Here is an 18847-nt window from a genome sequence, read left to right on the forward strand (position 1 = left end):
AGCCGTGTGAGGTGAAAATCTCACGCACGGTTTTGTAGGCGAGGCAGAGGGGCGACTCTCTGACCTTAGCCAGCGGGATTGCCAAGAGCAAACTTGGTGACGTAAGCGTTGAATAGCCCTGGAACATATTAGAGTGCTCAATCTTGGTAAACCACATCCGAATGCTTCTCCAGTTCGGAACGGCACTTCCTTCAACTCTGGAAACCAGAGCAACGGAGTGCCTCAACACTGTAAGCCCTTTTGTTCGGGGCGTTGCGTAACGGCAAGACATCTGAGGTTGAGTGGGCGAGGAGACTGACAACTTTCATAGGATTATCTCTTATGCAACGAGTACCAGTATTAAGTAAAGATGGGGCAAGGTTAATGCCCACAAAAGCGAGCAGAGCAAGGCGTTGGTTAGAGCAAGGCAAAGCCAAAGTCGTACACAACGACCTTGGGATATTTCAAATCCAATTGCTGTTTGATGCGTCAGGTAACGAAGTACAAAAAATTGTAATTGGTGTAGACCCAGGCAAATATTACTCGGGCATAGCCGTACAGTCCGTTAAATTTACCTTGTGGATGGCACATTTACAGTTACCATTTGAGACGGTGACTGAGCGCATGGAGCAACGTGCCATAATGCGACGTGGTAGAAGAGGTAGAAGGATTAACCGCAAGCTACCCTTTGAATACCGTGCTCATCGCCAAAAACGTTTCGACAATCGACGCAACAGCAAGATTCCACCAAGTATCCGTGCTAACCGCGACTTAGAGAAGCGCATTATTGACGAACTTTGGCAAATCTTTCCATTTACCAAAGTGGTGTACGAAAAAGTGCAGGCTCGTGGTGACAAAGGATTTAGCCCGGTCATGGTCGCTCAAAAGTGGAACTTGGCACGTTTGGCAGAACAAGGGTACGAAGTATCAACCATTGAAGGTTGGCAAACTGCTAATCTCCGTACACATCTTGGATTGCACAAACAAAAACATTCCAAGGGTGATGCAATACCCGCAACTCATGCTGTAGATGGTGTAGCCATAGCGTGTAGTGCTTTCATTCGATATGGCATCACTAGTTACAACTCTCAAGGATGGATTGGCAAAGTTGTTGTCACTTCTGCACCATTCACCATAATTCGTCGTCCACCAATATCACGTCGTCAATTGCACTTACAAAAACCCTCAAAGGGTGGAGAACGGCGTAAATATGGCGGCACCACAACCCGTCACGGTTTCCGCAAAGGAGACTACGTGGAAGCAGTAAAAGCAGGCAAAACCTACCGTGGATGGGTGAGTGGCGATACCGAAAAACAAGTTTCAGTCAGTGACGTGGACTGGAAGCGTTTAGGACAATTCACTGCTAGCAAAGTCCGATTGATACAGCGAAGCACGGGTTTAATCGTGCTGTCAACTCGGAAGTTGTCAAATTTAACCCCATTGAGGGGTCAAATTTGACCCACATTCCTCCCCACCGTGCTTCGCTGACGGATGGGGTATCCTGTGGAGAAAAGATGAAAAATAATAATTTTTGTGAAATTTTGAGATACACTGCGACTTAAAGGATATAGAATCCACAATGGGGATGTTGTCCCTCAGGTGATGTTTTCTCGTCCTCTCGTTCCGGTGCCAGGGCTGGCGAATGCAGCACAGCAGGCTTTGTTTCGCCATACTGGAGGCAGAGCCTCAGTGAAGGCATTCCCAGGCTCCGCCTGGGAACGAGGTGAAGCGTGGGGAACGAGGTGAAGCGTGGGGAACATAGCTGCCCTCTGCCTTCTTTAAGACGCTTTCACTTGACGCTGTCGCACCCGTTCGGGACTACCTGTAGGAATTGATGCAATGAGTTTCTGAGTATATTCTTCTTTGGGTTCTCGATAAATTGTCTCTGCTGTACCCTGCTCCACAATTTGACCGCGATTCATGACTAAAATGCGATCGCTCATAAATTTCACGACACTTAAATCGTGGGAAATAAAGATATAGGTCAATCCAAATTCATCTTGCAATTCTTTAAGCAAATTCAATACCTGCGCCTGCACCGATACATCAAGGGCAGAAACGGATTCATCACAAATGATAAACTTGGGATTCAAAGCTAAAGAACGGGCAATACAAATCCTTTGGCGTTGTCCTCCAGAAAATTGGTGAGGATAGCGGTTGATAGCATCTGCACTCAAACCCACTCTTTCTAAAAGATAAGCTACGCGATCGCGACGTTGCTGCTTTGTATTATTAATCGAATGAATCACCAAAGGCTCCATAATTGCATCCCCAACCTTCATGCGGGGATCGAGAGCGCTAAAAGGATTTTGAAACACAATTTGCATTTCCCTTCGCAGATCTTGCAAAGCTTTGCCTTGAAAATGTGTAACATCTCGTCCCTCAAACAAGATTTCACCGCTCATTGGTTGAATTAATCGCAGCAAAGTTTTCCCAACAGTAGTTTTGCCACAACCAGATTCTCCTACCAATCCCAAAGTTTCCCCTTTTTTCACCTCAAAGGAAACTCCATTCACTGCCATATGGTAGCGTTTTGTACCGCCAAACAAACCCTTTACGGGAAAACCCACTTTCAGGTTGCGGACTTGCAATAAAGGCGGCTGTTGTTCCAAAGTGACTAATCTTTGAGAAAGCTCCTCAGTAGTAACTTCTGTTGGTTGAGCGGGTTGTTTGGGCTGTATCACCACTTCTCCTGTGGGCGTTTCTTCTACCTGCATATAATCGGAAACTGTCAGGAGTTTTTGAGGGCGGCTGTTGAGGGTGGGGCGACAAGCAACTAAGCCTTTAGTATAAGGATGTTGGGGATTGGCAAAAATGTCTACAGCAGCACCTTGCTCTACAATTTTGCCCCTGTACATCACTGCGACTTTATCAGCTGTTTCTGCAATCAGCCCTAAATCGTGAGTGATAAAAATCATCCCCATATCACGGCGTTGCTGTAATTCTCGCATCAGCTCAAGAATTGTTGCTTGAACCGTCACATCTAACGCTGTCGTTGGTTCGTCAGCAATCAATAACAATGGGTTGCACGAAATTGCCATGGCTATCATGACCCTTTGCAATTGACCACCAGAAAGTTGGTGCGGGTAACGGTCTAAAATTGATTCTTTATGCTGTTTGACCAACTGTGCGAGTTTGTGCTCATCTAGGGTTGATGAACCAACAGAAGTTTTCCAAGTCTCTATATATTGTTCCTTCAATGCTTCATCACTGGGAAGCAACTTCACTTCTTGCAGGCGTGCGATCGCTTGTCGTTTTGCTTCTTCAGATGAGATATTTTGATGTCGCAAAATCGCTTCCGTTAACTGAAACCCAATGGTGTAAACTGGATTGAGTGAACTCATTGGTTCTTGAAATATCATAGCGATATTGCCACCTCTGTGAAGTTGCATTTCCTCCGGAGGTAACTTCCGCAAATCGATAGGCGTGCTATTTTCTTGGGGACTAAACAAAATCTCACCCCCACTTATCCTGCCCGGATTTTGTATCAAACCCATCACAGCCAGAGATGTCACTGATTTTCCGCTTCCCGACTCCCCTACTATTCCCAGCGTTTCTCCTCGGCGCAACTCAAAAGAGATACCATCCACAGCTTTAACAGCTTTGGTATCACCAACAAATTCAACTTGCAGATTGCGAACGTCCAGAATAGTGTCTCTCATAACAGTCAGGTTTAAAGCGTTGCTTATAAATATTTGGATTTTAACACCTTCTTAAAACCTATTAGAACGTGTAGTTTTGTTAGAGAGATAGTAGATTCAGGTTGACAATTCCTCGTCGCTCGATGCTCCGAGTCTTGCCGTAAGTTGATCGAGGCGCTCAGCCCGAAAAAACCATTCTCTATATCCTCTTTCACTCCACATTTTCTAATCGCTTGCCCGCTGCGGCGACTCAGGCTTTGATAGTACCTTGCTCAACGTCTCTACTTGCAAAGAAGTAACCTCCTGGTTTTCCCGAATTGAGGGAACTTTTAAGACCTCTAGGACTTTCGTTGAGTTGAACAACTGGTGACGGCGTTTCACCTTGCTCCTAATTAGATTAGAAATAGTTTTCCACCTTCCACCAAATCCATCTAGTTCTGAATCCACAGGTTCATCACTAAAAGATAAAGAATTTAGCCATATGCGCGGAATACGCTCTTTGAAACCTAACGCTCTCCTAGCAATTACCATCGCAGCTGCTGTACCGGAAGATAATGCATATTTGGGCATATACTTTATCATTCCGATCGCACTGCTAAAGTAAGGAGAGACAAATATCACTTGTACTCCATATTTCTCGGCTCTCGCTACTAGGCTTGAACGGAAAGTATCATAGATAAATCCCGAAAGCATCCTGTTGTATGCTTTACTTCCAGAGTGGCGTAATGATGCTTTTTTCTTATTAAAGTCAAGATTCTCACAAGCAATTGGACATTGAAATGCTGACGCTAACCTCCTTGATTTCAAAAGGTATAACAATAACATTTCTATAGTCTGATTGAAGAAAAGGGGGAACTTTGATTGTCATGGTAAATTGATCTTCTCCAATCCAATGAATAGGAGTCATTGTATTGTTACCATCAACCGATCCTTTCCCCACAGAGTAAAAGTTTCCACCGCGCTTTTTTTGCCAATCTTCCAACCACTCTTCATGATTAGTGTATCCATTGGCTTCTAGGTGGTGCTGAGCATTGAACAGTTTAGCTGAACCAAAGCAGATGTGTAGCCTAGTGGTTGAAGATAATTTATCTAGTTGTCTCTGCTTGCGCTTTAATCTATCTAACTTAGAATGAATACCTAAGAGTTTTTTATCAAATTCCTTCAGAGATCTTTTGGTAGGGTTGGCTAAAATATCCGTCAACTTTTCAATAGTTTGAGAAACTTTTTCGTAACCTTTCTTGATATCCTCTGCTAGTTCCTCTAGTTGATTCTCATGGGCTGTTGTAAGTTGATTAAAGGTAGACTGAACTTGGTTGGCAATGCTATCATCCCATGCCCATTGGATATTGAAACGTTTTTGATAAGTCCGCTCAATATCATCTTCAGATTTACCATTTTGCATATCGTTTAAGCCAGTTCTTAAAATTGATTGGTAATAATTGTCCCAATCTTCTAGGAATACACGATCTGGCAATTTAGCTTCAATGCCACGACGAAGATGATACAAAGGAGTATCTGTGTTTACTTTCTTTACTTTACTTCTACTACGAGTTGTTAGCTGACTAATCAGCGATTTCTTTTTCTTTCCGTTTTTACTCACTGGTATTTATCCTTTCGACCTAACAGGATATAAATATCCTAACAAGTTCTCATAGGTTTGACAATTGTTATTTATGCAGACTCACGATTTTTTTTCAATTTCAGATTTGTACTTACGCAATCCATACAATCCACAAGAAAAAGAATGGATAACAGCCATTAAGTCTTCTATCAGTTCTTGTTGAGGAGAAGCCGATTCCTGATTAACTACAATAATTTCACATCCATGAACTGAACAAAAGTGTTCAAAAAACTCGAAGCCAAATCGACACCAACGATCTTTGTGAGCAATTACTAAAGTATTGACTAAGCAGTTAATTGCAAATTGCTAATGGCTAATAGCTAATGGCTAATCGTGAGTTTGTCCTCGTTCCCATGCAGAGCATGGGAATGCCTAAAAGGAGGCTCCGCCTCCTGTACGTTACAGAACGCGAGGCGGAGCCTCACAGTTTGCATTCCCAGGCTCCGCCTGGGAACGAGTTCAAGGAATAACGAGTTCAACTACTAGACTTACAATTAGCAATTAGCCATTCGCCATTAGCCATTCGCCATTAGCAATTAGCCATTCGCCATTAGCCATTAGCCATTAGCTAAAAAGGAATATCATCATCAATTGGAGCTTGTTCATCTGCGGGCGCTGGATAAGTGTTGCGCTCGAAATTTTTACTTTGGGGTATGGGTTCTTCGTCGAAGTTATTTTGAGGAAGGACGCCAGATCCGTTGGTTACGGGCTTCGATGTGGATACTGGAGAATTGTAACTCGGAGTAGATTGTACAGACGCCACAGGTGCGGGCGATGTTCTGGTAACAGATGGTCTGGGACTCGTGTCAAACCCTGTTCCTAGGGAATGAATCTTTTGTATTGTCAATTCTGCTCGCTTTTCTTTATACCCTTCCTGATGTGGTACCGTATTCATATTAAGGCGTCCTTCTAAAAGAACGCGATCGCCTTGATGATAATTTTGATGAATATGTTCAGCTAAAGTACCCCACCCCACTGCTTTTATGGTTGCAGGTGGATCTTCTGCTCGCAGTCCTGGAAACTGTACCACCATTTCGGTCAGTTCCAATCCATCTTGTGTGTGACGCAGTTGTGGTTCTTGAATAATTTCTACCATCAAAAAACAAAGGTTCATGTAATTCCTCCTGAATTAAAACTCTTTCATAAGATTAACGAATAGCAAGTAGCACAACAGTTGGGATGGAAAAATTGGCATGAGATTTTGGCGAGAATTTTTTAAATTAAAAAAGGCTCTGTTGGTTGTTGTGCATCACTTCTAGCACAAAAGGCAAGCAATTGTCGCAAACAACTATAAAACTGCTTGCTACCTTCGCCTGACCAGCATAGCATTTGACACTTTAGTAGTATAATTGTACCATATTGTGCGGCAGTTATGGCACTAGCATATTATGACAATCGCGAACATACATTCTCCAATCCAAACAACCTGTTGAACTGGAAAATCTCCCCACCGTTGAAAATTCGGTGTATCATTGGCGCTGTCACTGGTCAATAGTTCAAATTACATTGACCATTGACTGTTGACCGTTGACTATTATTTAAAACTCGTGGCGCAAGTTATTCTAGAAAACGTTTATAAAAGTTTTCCTCCTCGTAAAGGGGAAAGTATTACATCACCGACTCAACCCCTATCGAAATCAGATAAAAACAGTGCTGCTGTTCACCGTTCGGACAATGCTGGCGTTCTACGGCGAATCAATCTGACAGTGACAGATGGTGAATTTATGGTTCTTGTAGGACCTTCTGGTTGTGGTAAAAGCACTCTTTTACGGTTAATTGCTGGATTGGAAGTTCTCACAGGTGGGAATATCTGGGTGGGCGATCGCTTGGTGAACGATCTCCCTCCAAAAGAGCGAGACATTGCAATGGTGTTTCAAAATTATGCTCTCTACCCTCACATGACGGTATATGACAACATTGCTTTTGGATTGAGGCGGAGGGAATTGGGCAATGGAGAATGGGGAATGGAGACAAGGGAGACAAGGGAGATAAGGTAGACAAGGGAGACAAGGGAGACAAGGGAGACAAGGGAGAATAGTTTACAACTAATCGCCAATCGCCAATCGCCAATCGCCGATTTCCTAGTGGCAATGACTAAGAAATTACCGAAGGGGCTAAGATATATTTCTGACAAAGAACGGGCAGTAGATGAACGGGTGCGTTATGTTGCTCAGTTACTGCAAATGGAAGCTTTGCTGAATCGTTTACCCAAGCAACTTTCTGGAGGACAAAGGCAGAGAGTCGCTTTAGGACGGGCAATTGCACGGAATCCTCAAGTGTTTTTGATGGATGAACCTCTTTCTAACTTAGACGCAAAACTCCGCACGGAAACTCGCGCTCAAATTGTCAAATTACAACGTCAATTGGGTGTAACAACAATTTACGTAACCCACGACCAAACAGAAGCAATGACGATGGGCGATCGCATAGCTGTTCTCAATCAAGGACAGCTACAGCAAGTTGCATCGCCATTAGAACTTTACAATTATCCTGCTAACCGCTTTGTTGCAGAATTTATTGGTTCGCCACCAATGAATTTTATTCGTGTAGAGTTTCATGCTCCCCTGCTGATTACCAATGGAGATTTCCGCCTCACCCTACCAGAGGTTTGGGAAAATGCGTTAAAAAAATATGATGGTCGAACACTGATATTAGGTATTCGTCCAGAACATTTGATTTTAAGCGTACCTGCAACCAAAAATTTACCTGTAAAAGTAGAGTTAGTAGAGAATTTAGGCAATGATACATATCTTGCCACAACACTGCTTGACCCCAAGTTTCAAAAATCTGCTTTTTCAACCAATGAGTTACAAGTACGAGTTCCATCAGACCGAATTATAAGTTTTGGCGAACAGCTTTGGTTATCTTTAACAACAGAAAAAATTCACTTTTTTGACCCAGAAACAGAGCAGGCGATATTTTTGTGATTGGTTGATGGTTAGTGGTTAGTGGTTAGTGGTTAGTGGTTAGTGGTTAGTGGTTAGTGGTTAGTGGTTAGTGGTTAGTGGTTAGTGGTTAGTGGTTAGTGGTTAGTGGTTAACAACTAACAACTATCCACTATCCACTATCCACCAACAACCAACAACCAACAACCAACAACCAACAACCAACAACCAACAACCAACAACCAACAACTAACCACCAACATTCTTACACTTGAGCAGCGACAGTTTCTTGCTCTCTTTCTACAAAGGCTTGTACGCGAGAGCGGTATTGTCTTAGAGAATCATCCACCCAATCGCGATCGTTGCTGTTTGCATACAGATGTACTATTGGTTCGCTGGCATCGGGTAGGACTAACACCCAACTATCATCGTAAGGTTGACAGATTTTCACTCCATCAATCAATTCTAGATTTTGGGCTGGGTGGGTTTCTACTAGGTGGCGCATTAATGCTCCTTTTGCTGTCCACGGACAACGCACTGTGTAGGTTCTGTGAACGACACGGGGTAATTCAGCCCGGACGGTGGTTAAAGAACGCTCTTGTATGGTCAGCATTTCAATGAGTTTGGCAATGCAGAACATGGCGTCAAAACCGGGATGCAGGTGGGGGAATATAAATCCCGTGTCGCCACTCCCTCCCAAGACAACATTGGAATTTTTCTGACATGCTTCCATTAATGCTGTGGGGTTTGCTTTTGTGCGAATGACTCTACCATCATGACGGCGGGCAATTTGCTCGACAGCGCTGGAAGCATGAACCGGTACAACGACTGTTCCCCTCGGTTGAGCGGTTAATATCATGTCTACCATGAGGGCTGTCAGCATTTCACCACGAATGGGCATACCTGCTTCATCAACTAAAATCAGTTGCTCTCCGTTGGCTGAAACTTGGACGCCAAAGTTTGCTTTTAATGCTTCTACAACATGACCTAACTGTGTTAGGAGGGTTTCGCGATCGGTGGCTGACATGGCGTTTTTATTGAGACTGGCATTGAGCACGACTGCATCAGCCCCAAAGTTGTCTAGCATTTGCGGCAATACGGCTCCTGAAACGGAGTAAACGTAGTCGATGACGACTTTTGCTCGACTGTTACGAATTGTGTCAACGTGTAGCAATTTTTCAAAAGCCGTGCAGTAGCGATCCATGACTTGGCTGGGGTAGGCGACATCACCAATTTCATGAATCTGCGATCGCCGCATATCTTCCTTGAAATAAGCCCCTTCAATTTTCTTTTCTAAGGCTTTGGAGATGTTAATTCCCTTTGCATCCATGAATTCAATCAAGATGTAGTCGGGGCGATCTGGATGTACCCGCACGTGAATACCGCCTGCGACTGACATAGTAGGTATGACCGTGCGAGCGATGGGAATAGCTGTTGCATCTAGGTTTTGAATATCAACACCCACTGACATCAAACCCGCAATTAATGACCGGGTGACCATGCGAGAAATATTGCGTTGGTCGCGAGAAACTGTCACGCGAGAGCCCGGTTTTAAGATAGAACCGTAAGCTGCTCCTAACTTAACGGCAAATTCTGGGGTGATGTCGATATTTGCCAACCCTTGGACGCCGCGTTGTCCAAATAAATTGCGTTGGGCTGTATTTCCCCAAATCAAGTTTATGTTGAGGATTGCGCCTGAGTCTATCTTTTTGCTAGGCCAAACTCTGACAAAGGGGCTAATTTGGGCTTCTTCTCCCACCGTTGAAAGCGAACCAACTATAGCGCCTTCCAGGACATGGGCGCGACGATCTACACGCGCACCACGGCAAATGACACTTGCTGATAAGTGTACTTCTTCACCGATAATGCCTCCATTCCAGATAATCGGGCGCTTGAGATTGGCATCAGCGCCAACGGTAACGTTATCGCCAAGGACAGTTCCCGATTCAATGACAACTCTTGCTCCAATTCGGCAATTGTCTCCGATAACTGCGGGAGCTTCAATCTTTGCTGTGTGGTCAATATAAGTATTCTGACCGATCCAAATTCCAGGAGAAGTTTCCTGGTAAGCAACGTCTAATTTAACTTTGCCGTATAGTGCATCGTACTGAGCCTCACGATAAGCATCAAGGTGCCCAACATCACACCAGTACCCTTGAGCAACGTAACCGTACATCGGCTCATTCTTCTCAAGTAGTAAGGGGAACAACTCTTTTGAGAAGTCACTTTCCTGATTGGCTGGTAAGTAGTCTAAAACATCTGGTTCTAAAATATACGTACCAGTGTTGACAGTGTCGGAAAAAATTTCACTGGTGGAAGGTTTTTCTAAAAATCGTTTAATTCGTCCTTCCTCATCGGTAATGACTACCCCAAACTCAATGGGATTGGGAACGCGGGTCAAAATCAAAGTAGCTTTTGATTTTTTTTGTTTGTGAAATTCAATTGCGCCTGTTAAGTCAAAATCTGTTATACTATCTCCACTAATGACTAAAAAAGTTTCATCAAGCAGTTCGGCAATGTTTTTTACGCAGCCCGCAGTCCCTAAAGGCTGGTCTTCTTCTACGGCATAGGTCATTTGTACGCCAAAGTCGCTGCCGTCTTGGAAGTAGTCTCGCAGAACATCGGGTAAATAATGGAGTGTGGCAACAACTTCTGTGATTTGATGCCGTTTTAAAAGATTAATGATGTGTTCGGCAATGGGTCGATTGAGTATGGGAACCATTGGTTTGGGTAGGTCACAGGTAAGCGGACGAAGCCGTGTTCCAGAACCCCCCGCCATCAGAACTGCACGCATAAATCCTCCTTAGCTGTTTGCACGACTTGCTACCTCAACACCCACAAACTATTTTCTTTATTTATCTTATGTATCTCTTAGTTTAAGGAACTTTCGCGCTTATGCATCAAATCGCTTTCTAGTCTTGGTATAAAATGCCAGTATACTATTAAGAATGATGGTGTAGTAAATCACATAACTGGAGTTGTAGATTTGTTAGACCTATACTTAATTAGATAGGGTTTTTTTAAGATAGAGTACAGTGGAGTTCTATAAATGGAATTAGTCAGTTTGATATTGGTAGTCGGTTACGGGCTTGGTGTTTGGAAGTTTTGGAATGGCTTTGAACGCACGAATTTTCAGCGCTCTTTCCCCAATCGTCTCAGTTTAGCTTTAATGTGGCCTGTTTTATTCAGTACAAGTAAGTCCTATCGTCAAAACTTTAGAAAGGCGTTAAAGGGTTAAGTGTCTCTGTGGGACGTGTCTGGTTAATTGGTGGAACTCAAGAGAGTGCTTCTTTAGCGCTTCTGCTCTCCCGTTCCCAGATTCCTTGTACTGTTACTGTGACAACAGAATCAGCGCGATCGCTCTACCCAGATAGCTCTACAATCCGGGTTTGGGTGGGGCGATTGAGTGCAGATAGTTTAAATGAGTTTTTACAAGAACAGCAAATTGCTGCTGTTGTTGATGCGTCGCACCCTTTTGCTGTGGAGATTTCTCAGGTAGCGATCGCAACTTGTGAAAAATGGCAAATTCCCTACTTGCGGTATGAGCGTCCTGTTTTGGAAGAAGGGGAGAGGGGGGGAGTTGTTTGTGTAGATAGTTTTGATACTATTATTAAAGGGAATTATTTAGAAAATCAACGGGTGCTATTGATTGTGGGGTATAAACCGTTGCACCTGTTTTTACCTTGGCAAAAGCGGGCTACTTTGTTGGCTCGGTTGCTTCCATCTGTTGTGGCTTTGGAAGCTGCTTTTCAAGCTGGGTTTACGAGCGATCGCTTGATTTGTTTGCGTCCTCCGATAACTGCAGATTTGGAAATGGCTTTGTGGCGACAATGGGGCGTTTCTTTGGTTGTGAGTAAGGCTTCGGGTTCTGCTGGGGGGGAGGATGTGAAGCGTCAAGTTGCGGCGGAGTTGGGTGTAGGGTTGGTTTTGGTTTCTAGACCTGAGGTTGTTTATCCACAGCAAACAAGTGATTTTTTGGAGGTTTTGGGGTTTTGTGAAAGATATGTTTTTAACCGCAGCCTGTAGCAGATGGTATTTGGTTCGTAGGTTGGGTTGAGGAACGAAACCCAACAATTCGAGTCGAGGATGTTTGTGAAGTTTCAGTGGATCGTAGCCTTGGAGATTTCTATTCGCCCAAAATTTTTTAAAAATTCTCCGAGTTCCTCCTGTTTTGTCCGAGAGTTACTAATTTGAATGAACCGCAAAGACGCAAAGGACACGAAGAAAGACGAGAGGAAGATTAATAATCTGAGTAGACAGGAAGCCATTTTAGAGAAATCAACGAGAATTTAAATTATAACCAATGAAAAAGGAACTATCTGGAGAAGATTGGTGGTTAATTATTTTGACGACTTACAGCTATTTTCAGGTACATGAACCACATCTTTTTTATCTCACGCAAAGGCGCAAAGGCGCAAAAGAATTAAGAGTGTGGTCTAAATAAGTGAAAACCACTGTGTAGTTGTTGCGATCTTTACGACTTTTTGCTTGACGCTCGCAATAAATAATTTCCGATAGCCTTGATGCGACTATTAGCTCAAGACTCTGACTACTCAGGGTTTGGGTTAGCGTTATTCCAGCTTTATCAAGATAAGGCTGAATGATAGCAATACTGCAAGGGCTGAGAGTTTTTGTAGTAGGGGTAAACCCGTGTGTGAAACCCAACAAATGCTTGTAAATGTTGGGTTGAGGAACGAAACCCAACCTACGTATTTTCGGATTTTTAAGCAAAACCTACGCAGTATTGTGAATGATAGGACGTGTATCAACAGCCTAGTTGCTTCGCTCATGACACATTTTTCTGATAGGGTGAGCATCCTAGAGCGATCGCCATACTGGTTATTAAGCTTTCCCATGTCACAACCATTTTTGTGTCCTTAGTTCCAACCAAATACAACAATTCTTCTTGCGTAAATAAATTAGCATTGGATTGGAAATTAATTATGCATTGCGTAAAACTTTTGTAAAGACGGTTGAAACAGATCGTCTATACATTATTTTCAGATATATCTCATTCATCTGCCTGCGCTGCGTTAAGGGTGCGGTTATTGTACATAGAACTACCCCGCAAGTGCATAAAGGGATTTTGCTGGCACCTATTTAGTAAGAGCAATGAAATTATTGGGAGATTTACTATGATAACAATGGATATGCCGTTACAGGCTAATATTTTGGGTTTTTTGGCATTAACTTGCTATATTCTCACGCTGCTTCCCACACTTTTGAGGATAGTATTTCCTCTGACAAAAGAAACTGGAATTCCTCAATTGCTTCTTAAGCATCGGCGTTCCATAGGTATTTTAGCTTTCGTTTTTACCGTGTTGCATAGTTTCCCATTAATCAAACAAAGAAATATTGATTTGTTTGATTTGAAAACATTTTGGATTTATATTCAGGGCATAGCAACTTTCATAATTTTTGCGTTGTTAACAATTACCTCGAACAACTGGAGTGTCAAGAAACTTAAGAAAAACTGGAAGAAATTACACCAACTTACCTATTTCGCCATGTTTCTACTGACATGGCATATTTGGGACAAGATGTCAGGTCATTGGACGTATTTAACGCCTATTGGGCTGACGGCAATATCGGGAGTTACAGTTTTATTTCTTTATAAGCATTATTGGATTCAACACTTCTCTGCAAAACAAAAACAACAGAAAAAAATTACAGTGCCTATGTTAATAAGCAGTGACCAGTGACCAATGACCAGTTATTAATTTTTTGGTTACATCAATAAAGATGTAAGAAATATATATATTTTTAGTGACAATTTTATAACTTGAAGTACGGGAGAATATTTCTATGGTAATAAAATCTCTTCCTAAGAAAGTGTCGATCGCACTGGCAATAAGTACTATAGTAGGTGTTGTTGCATTGAGTTGGTCTAAATCGCTTTCTCAATCAAAGTCCGAAATGTGTGTACCAGCTTCTCAAGATTATAGGACTCTTAAAGGGCATTCACATTGGATCTATGCGATCGCAATGAGTCCAGATGGCAAAACTTTAGCTTCTGGTAGTTATGACGGTACTATTAAGATTTGGAATCAACAAGATGGCAAATTACTTCACACGATTGAAGGTAAAACGATTGATGGACATGGTGATGCAGTAAAATCCCTTGCCATTAGCTCCGTTCGCGAAGTTTCGCCGCAGGGGTTTAGACGTATTCTCGCCAGTGGTAGTTGGGATAATCGAATTAAATTGTGGAATCTCGAAAATGGCAAATTAATTCGTACATTGTCTGGACATTCAGACAATGTTGATGCAGTGGCTATTAGCTCGGACATGACAACCTTAGCTTCTGCAAGTTGGGATAGAACTGTTAAATTGTGGAACTTAAAAACAGGGAAATTAATTCGCACGTTAAACCACAAACACTCAGTACAAACTGTGGCGATTAATACAAATAGGCAACTCGTCGCTAGTGGTACTGAAGACGGAAAACTTCTGATTTGGAATCTTAATAATGGTCAGTTAAAAATTCCCTTGGATGCACATGAAACAGCTATTTCGTCAGTTAGTTTTAGTCCTGATGGAAGAATTCTTGCTAGTGGCGATCGCGAAGGGAAAATTAAGCTATGGAATTTGGTCAACGGACAGTTGTTTAAAATTCTTGACGGACACAGACACGCAGTTTGGTCAGTTGCTTTTAGCCCCGATGGAAAATTTATTGCTAGTGGCAGTTATGACAAGACAATTAAGTTATGGAATTCGCAAAACGGGCAATTATTAAAAACTCTCTCAGGACATGATAAAGCAGTTTGGAGTGTAGCTTTCAATCCAAACGGCGATCGCACTCTTGCCAGTGGTAGTGCAGATGAAACGATTAAGATTTGGAACTTGTCTGAAAACTTTTAAGAAGGTATGGGTTGCAGTTTTATATACTGTGAACGCCTAACAACTGTTCTTTTTCAAAATGGGTTCACAGCATTTGTAGGGGCGCAATGCCTTGCGCCCCTACGACTGTTGGTAATTGTTGGAAAGTCTCGTTCTAAACCGTTTTCAGTATAGCTTGTTAATGATACAAATTCTCTCTTGATTTACGTCCCTTTTGAACACCTTTCGAGTCTGTTGCTATTTTTGTAGGGTGGGTAAGACACCCGCCCTCAGCTACCAGGGCAAACGCATTTAAAATCAAGGCAGGGGAGGAAAAGAAATATGCTACTCCCTTCTCGCTATAAGATTACCGATCTACTTTTCCTCTTTCTTAGCGCTCTTTGCGACGGCAGGCGCTACAACGGGGGAAACCCCCGCAACGCGCTGCCTCGTCTTTGTGGTTCATTTAAATAAGTAATCTTCGGGCGGAAAGGGAGTAGTCTACAACCTATCTTCTGCATCCTAAAGTGTGACACTAGCATAGTATTCAGAAACGCCTCAATCAATTTTTCCACGGGCGATCCGGCTTGAGCCGTCCAGTTTTACTTACGCTCAACTTTGCATGCATTGGACTCCCGTGGTAATGTAATTACGTATCGTATGGTAAACAAAAGGAAAAAGCATTGTTAAGTCAATATCATCGAAAAAAATTATTACATCACTTTTCCTGTCTGGATGTTGATAATTCAGGCTTCATTGGGAAAGAAGATGCTGAGATTTTTGCCGCTAGGTTCACCAACATCCGTAACGCAGAGCTTGGTTCAGAGATTCACAAAGATTTGTTGATTAAGTGGCTTCAAGTTTGGGAGAATTTTTGGTCTAAAGCGGATTTGGATAAAGATGGTAAGGTAAGTCCCGAAGAATTTTGTCAGGGCATAGAGCAAGCGGTTTCAAATCCAGATTACAATGACCCTTTAATAGAGACTGTGTTTGACATTGTTGATTTAGATAGTGATGGTCACATATCACAACAAGAGCATCGACTCTTTTTCAGTGTGTTTGACCTAGATGCTGAACAATCAGATTTTGTATTCTCCAAGCTTGATACCGATAAGGACGGTATCCTCTCTAAAAAAGAGTTTGTTTCTGCTAAAAGAGAATTTCTAACTGAAAAGGAACCCGGTGCTGTAGGAAACTGGTTTTGGGGTTCTATGGAGTAATGTACGCCATACTTGTGGTGAATTACCTTGATTTTGCGTGCATTGGGATACTCCCCTCAAGTGCCATAAGAATTTTTAGATAGATAATATTATGTTCGGTGAATCACTAAAAAATGTTGTGGTTCATTGAGTGAGATCTGAGAACTTGACATCAATGCTCGATTTAGGTGTGGAATAGGAACACCAAATATATCTGATATCATGTCCGCTTATATAAGCTAAATAAAGCTCACGCTAAGACGCAAAGGCGCTAAGAAATTAAGAAACTTTTATTATAGTTATGCTACCGGACATGATATGAGAGAGCATATTAATAAAATGTCAAAACAAAATATTCGCTTTTGTCTATATTCATTCCTATATATGGTATATCTAAGCTACAAATCTATAATCAATCTCACATGAGACCTCAAACAGCAAAGTCTGAAAATGGTTTCTTGAGGAAATTGTCTGCTTTTAAAGCACGATTTCTCTTTCTGATATTTGTTTTTTGTGTGAGCTTTTTTGGGATTTTGCTATCACATTGGTTAACAGCAGACCAAATAGCTTTCGCTAAAATGGACATCATGCAGCCTGCACCAACTCAGCCAATAGGTTATTATGACTATTTTGGCAAACTGCTGAGTCCTCAACAAGCAGCAGAACTGGTTGCACAGCAGGGACTCAATCCTAATCATCCAACTTCTTATCAACAAGTAGGAGCGGTTGAAATCACTCAGGACTTAATCGCCAAAGGTGAAGAGATATTTTTCAAGCGAAAAATAGGCGATACATTTGGTTTACAAGGAGTGTTTGGTTTTGGACAAGGGTTGGCTATTATTAGGCCAGAAATAAATGCAGCGATCGCTAATTTACATGGTCAGCCAACAACAAACTTACAAATTACCCTTCAGAAGGATATAACCTTAGGGAGTCGAACTTTCCTCAAAGGAACTCTCATTAATACGGGTTTACAAGTAGAAAAGGGAGCCACTAATTCCTTTGGAGCTACACCTGATGGTAACTTGACTTGTGCAGTGTGTCATGCAACCCTGAACAATAAAGGCGATCGCCTTGTGGGAGTCCCTAATGGCGTACTGGCGCTTCCCCTATTCATTGCTTTATCACCAAATACAGCCGCAGGGTTTGCGCGGTTAAACTTCAACCCCCTAGACCCACAATATCAAGGTAACGGCAAAACTATTATTGACAGCCAAGGTCAATTAGTACAACTACCAGATCCTCAGAAGTTTGAACAAGCTTTCGACGACGCCGTGTTGGATGTACCTTTTGGTCATTTTGAGAGTTCACCAGATAGCATTAACAACACGACCCAAATTCCCAGTATCTTCACATTTAAAACAAATCCTTATGGATTTGATGGGCAGTTTGCAGTCGGTCCGTTTGCTGGACTCAGTGCTATCAACAATGGAGTTCACTCTTCGGAAATTAACTTGTTAGCAGCTTTCCAACTGAGCGAAAAAGCTCTCAACATTGATTCAGAAGTTTATCTTGGTACAGTTCTTCAGAATGCTGCCGATCCCAGGCTCCGTTTACCACCAGGAGAACCTGTACAACCCTCACAATGGCTCCGCAAGGTTGCGCCAGAAGCGACACAAGCAGAATTAGAAGATCAAGTCAGTGCTCCAGGTACAGATGCTTATCCAAACCTGCAACCTAGTTTGTTTACATACAACGGTTTGATTTTCAGCCCAAAGAGTGAAAATCCAGATGATATTGCCAGTGGTACTTTCCTATTCGCCAACAACGCCATGTCTGCTTTCCAAAATAGTTTAGTTCCACCAGCCAACCGCACTCCTGAAAACTTGCGAGCCTTGAAAAGCGGTTCTGTTAGACGAGGAGCAAAAGTCTTTCAGCAAGCAAACTGTGCAACTTGCCACATTCCACCCTTCTTCACTGATAACAAAATTCATTCTGTTGAAGAAATTGGTACCAATCCAGCCCGTGCTCGAGCTCGCTTGGGGCTGAATCAGTTATTAGTCCCACCAAAGCTCTACACCTTTGATACTCCTGTTCCCATACCTGCTAACGCCCAAGTCCTGGATGTTCCAACAGAGGGGATTTCTGATACTCCCACAACCCTGCCCCAAGGCATACTACCAAATGGCGGTTACAAAACCACTTCTTTACGAGGTCTTGATTTAAGTGCGCCCTATTTACATGATGGTGGTGTAGCAGTGCGTGAGGGAAGTTTAGATTTTGCTAAGGATGGTAGTTTTACCGTTGTTGACAACAGTGGGTTGGGACTGACTGGCACCCTCAGCCAAACCAAACCTGCTGATGCTGCCAGCAGCTTGCGTGCTTTAGTCGATAGGGAACTTCGCGCTTTAGTTATCACCGCTAACAAGGCTAACCCTGCTTTAGTCAGGAATAACCTTGATGGTACAGGTCATGACTTTTACGTAGATGAACAAGCTGGGTTTAGTCCACAGCAGCAAGCAGATCTAGTGAATTTCATGCTCGCACTTGATGACGATCCCGGTCGCTTTTAATACAGATTGAGAGTTCACAATACCCCTAACCTTTAAACCTCAAGCAACCCCATACCCAGTCAGCGATCGCACCTCAGGTGGCTTAAACCCTAAAACAATATGCTCCTGCTTTGATACCGTTTTCAGATGAAGATGCATAGAAAAAACTCCACCATCTGTGGCATCTCTCCTTACCCCCCTTAATCCCCCC

The 18847-nt window shown here is 42.7% G+C and carries 15 protein-coding genes and 1 pseudogene; 11 read left to right on the forward strand and 5 right to left on the reverse strand.

What is annotated here, in order from left to right; translation table 11 throughout:
* Positions 1–321 precede the first annotated feature (321 nt).
* On the forward strand, positions 322–1437 hold the full coding sequence (locus F7734_RS54385; protein WP_155752535.1) for an RRXRR domain-containing protein: 1116 nt from the start codon (positions 322–324) through the stop codon (positions 1435–1437).
* A gap of 320 nt (positions 1438–1757) precedes the next feature.
* On the opposite strand, the gene F7734_RS54390 is transcribed toward F7734_RS54385, so the two are convergent.
* The 4 genes from F7734_RS54390 to F7734_RS54405 form a co-directional block, all read right to left on the reverse strand.
* Positions 1758–3641 carry an ABC transporter ATP-binding protein gene (locus F7734_RS54390; RefSeq protein WP_155752536.1) on the reverse strand — a complete coding sequence of 628 codons (1884 nt, stop codon included), beginning with the start codon at positions 3639–3641 and terminating at the stop codon, positions 1758–1760.
* A gap of 204 nt (positions 3642–3845) precedes the next feature.
* Positions 3846–4313 carry a hypothetical protein gene (locus F7734_RS54395; protein ID WP_155752537.1) on the reverse strand — a complete coding sequence of 156 codons (468 nt, stop codon included), beginning with the start codon at positions 4311–4313 and terminating at the stop codon, positions 3846–3848.
* Between the two features lie 64 nt (positions 4314–4377).
* On the reverse strand, positions 4378–5220 hold the full coding sequence (locus F7734_RS62685) for a hypothetical protein (protein ID WP_207714435.1): 843 nt from the start codon (positions 5218–5220) through the stop codon (positions 4378–4380).
* Positions 5221–5809: 589 nt separating this feature from the next.
* Positions 5810–6355 carry a single-stranded DNA-binding protein gene (locus tag F7734_RS54405; protein ID WP_155752538.1) on the reverse strand — a complete coding sequence of 182 codons (546 nt, stop codon included), beginning with the start codon at positions 6353–6355 and terminating at the stop codon, positions 5810–5812.
* 258 nt (positions 6356–6613) lie between these two features.
* On the opposite strand from F7734_RS54405, the gene F7734_RS65875 reads away from it, so the two are divergent.
* Positions 6614–6736 carry a hypothetical protein gene (locus tag F7734_RS65875; protein ID WP_279239885.1) on the forward strand — a complete coding sequence of 41 codons (123 nt, stop codon included), beginning with the start codon at positions 6614–6616 and terminating at the stop codon, positions 6734–6736.
* A gap of 52 nt (positions 6737–6788) precedes the next feature.
* A pseudogene (locus F7734_RS54410) lies at positions 6789–8168 on the forward strand (ABC transporter ATP-binding protein).
* A 223-nt stretch (positions 8169–8391) separates the two neighbouring features.
* Here the strand turns inward: F7734_RS54410 and F7734_RS54415 are convergent.
* Positions 8392–10920 carry a mannose-1-phosphate guanyltransferase gene (locus F7734_RS54415; protein WP_155752539.1) on the reverse strand — a complete coding sequence of 843 codons (2529 nt, stop codon included), beginning with the start codon at positions 10918–10920 and terminating at the stop codon, positions 8392–8394.
* Between the two features lie 255 nt (positions 10921–11175).
* Here F7734_RS54415 and F7734_RS54420 point away from each other — a divergent pair, with 255 nt between their 5' ends.
* From F7734_RS54420 to F7734_RS54450, 8 genes are all read left to right on the forward strand, one after another.
* A complete protein-coding gene (locus tag F7734_RS54420) occupies positions 11176–11364 on the forward strand; it encodes a hypothetical protein (protein ID WP_155752540.1) in 189 nt (62 codons plus the stop codon).
* An 8-nt stretch (positions 11365–11372) separates the two neighbouring features.
* A complete protein-coding gene (locus F7734_RS54425) occupies positions 11373–12152 on the forward strand; it encodes a cobalt-precorrin-6A reductase (RefSeq protein WP_166482743.1) in 780 nt (259 codons plus the stop codon).
* A gap of 277 nt (positions 12153–12429) precedes the next feature.
* Positions 12430–12570 carry a hypothetical protein gene (locus F7734_RS54430; protein ID WP_155752541.1) on the forward strand — a complete coding sequence of 47 codons (141 nt, stop codon included), beginning with the start codon at positions 12430–12432 and terminating at the stop codon, positions 12568–12570.
* A 224-nt stretch (positions 12571–12794) separates the two neighbouring features.
* Complete coding sequence (locus F7734_RS62690; protein ID WP_207714436.1) at positions 12795–13007, forward strand: hypothetical protein; 213 nt, start codon at positions 12795–12797, stop codon at positions 13005–13007.
* Positions 13008–13261: 254 nt separating this feature from the next.
* Positions 13262–13828 (forward strand): ferric reductase-like transmembrane domain-containing protein, encoded by a 567-nt coding sequence (locus tag F7734_RS54435; protein ID WP_155752542.1) that lies wholly within the window; start codon positions 13262–13264, stop codon positions 13826–13828.
* Between the two features lie 103 nt (positions 13829–13931).
* Positions 13932–14987: a WD40 repeat domain-containing protein gene (locus tag F7734_RS54440; RefSeq protein ID WP_155752543.1), complete on the forward strand. Its 1056-nt coding sequence runs from the start codon at positions 13932–13934 to the stop codon at positions 14985–14987.
* A 641-nt stretch (positions 14988–15628) separates the two neighbouring features.
* Positions 15629–16165 carry an EF-hand domain-containing protein gene (locus tag F7734_RS54445; protein WP_155752544.1) on the forward strand — a complete coding sequence of 179 codons (537 nt, stop codon included), beginning with the start codon at positions 15629–15631 and terminating at the stop codon, positions 16163–16165.
* Between the two features lie 401 nt (positions 16166–16566).
* Complete coding sequence (locus F7734_RS54450; protein WP_243147575.1) at positions 16567–18657, forward strand: di-heme oxidoredictase family protein; 2091 nt, start codon at positions 16567–16569, stop codon at positions 18655–18657.
* The last annotated feature ends 190 nt before the right edge of the window (positions 18658–18847 follow it).

Source organism: Scytonema sp. UIC 10036 (assembly GCF_009725235.1).

Coding starts and splice junctions, on each gene's coding strand:
- F7734_RS54385 (WP_155752535.1), top strand. CDS start 322: ATGCAACGAGTACCAGTATTAAGTAAAGATGGGGCAAGGTTAATGCCC.
- F7734_RS54390 (WP_155752536.1), bottom strand. CDS start 3,641: ATGAGAGACACTATTCTGGACGTTCGCAATCTGCAAGTTGAATTTGTT.
- F7734_RS54395 (WP_155752537.1), bottom strand. CDS start 4,313: ATGCTTTCGGGATTTATCTATGATACTTTCCGTTCAAGCCTAGTAGCG.
- F7734_RS54405 (WP_155752538.1), bottom strand. CDS start 6,355: ATGAACCTTTGTTTTTTGATGGTAGAAATTATTCAAGAACCACAACTG.
- F7734_RS65875 (WP_279239885.1), top strand. CDS start 6,614: ATGGCACTAGCATATTATGACAATCGCGAACATACATTCTCCAATCCA.
- F7734_RS54415 (WP_155752539.1), bottom strand. CDS start 10,920: ATGCGTGCAGTTCTGATGGCGGGGGGTTCTGGAACACGGCTTCGTCCG.
- F7734_RS54420 (WP_155752540.1), top strand. CDS start 11,176: ATGGAATTAGTCAGTTTGATATTGGTAGTCGGTTACGGGCTTGGTGTT.
- F7734_RS54430 (WP_155752541.1), top strand. CDS start 12,430: ATGAAAAAGGAACTATCTGGAGAAGATTGGTGGTTAATTATTTTGACG.
- F7734_RS62690 (WP_207714436.1), top strand. CDS start 12,795: ATGCTTGTAAATGTTGGGTTGAGGAACGAAACCCAACCTACGTATTTT.
- F7734_RS54435 (WP_155752542.1), top strand. CDS start 13,262: ATGATAACAATGGATATGCCGTTACAGGCTAATATTTTGGGTTTTTTG.
- F7734_RS54440 (WP_155752543.1), top strand. CDS start 13,932: ATGGTAATAAAATCTCTTCCTAAGAAAGTGTCGATCGCACTGGCAATA.
- F7734_RS54450 (WP_243147575.1), top strand. CDS start 16,567: ATGAGACCTCAAACAGCAAAGTCTGAAAATGGTTTCTTGAGGAAATTG.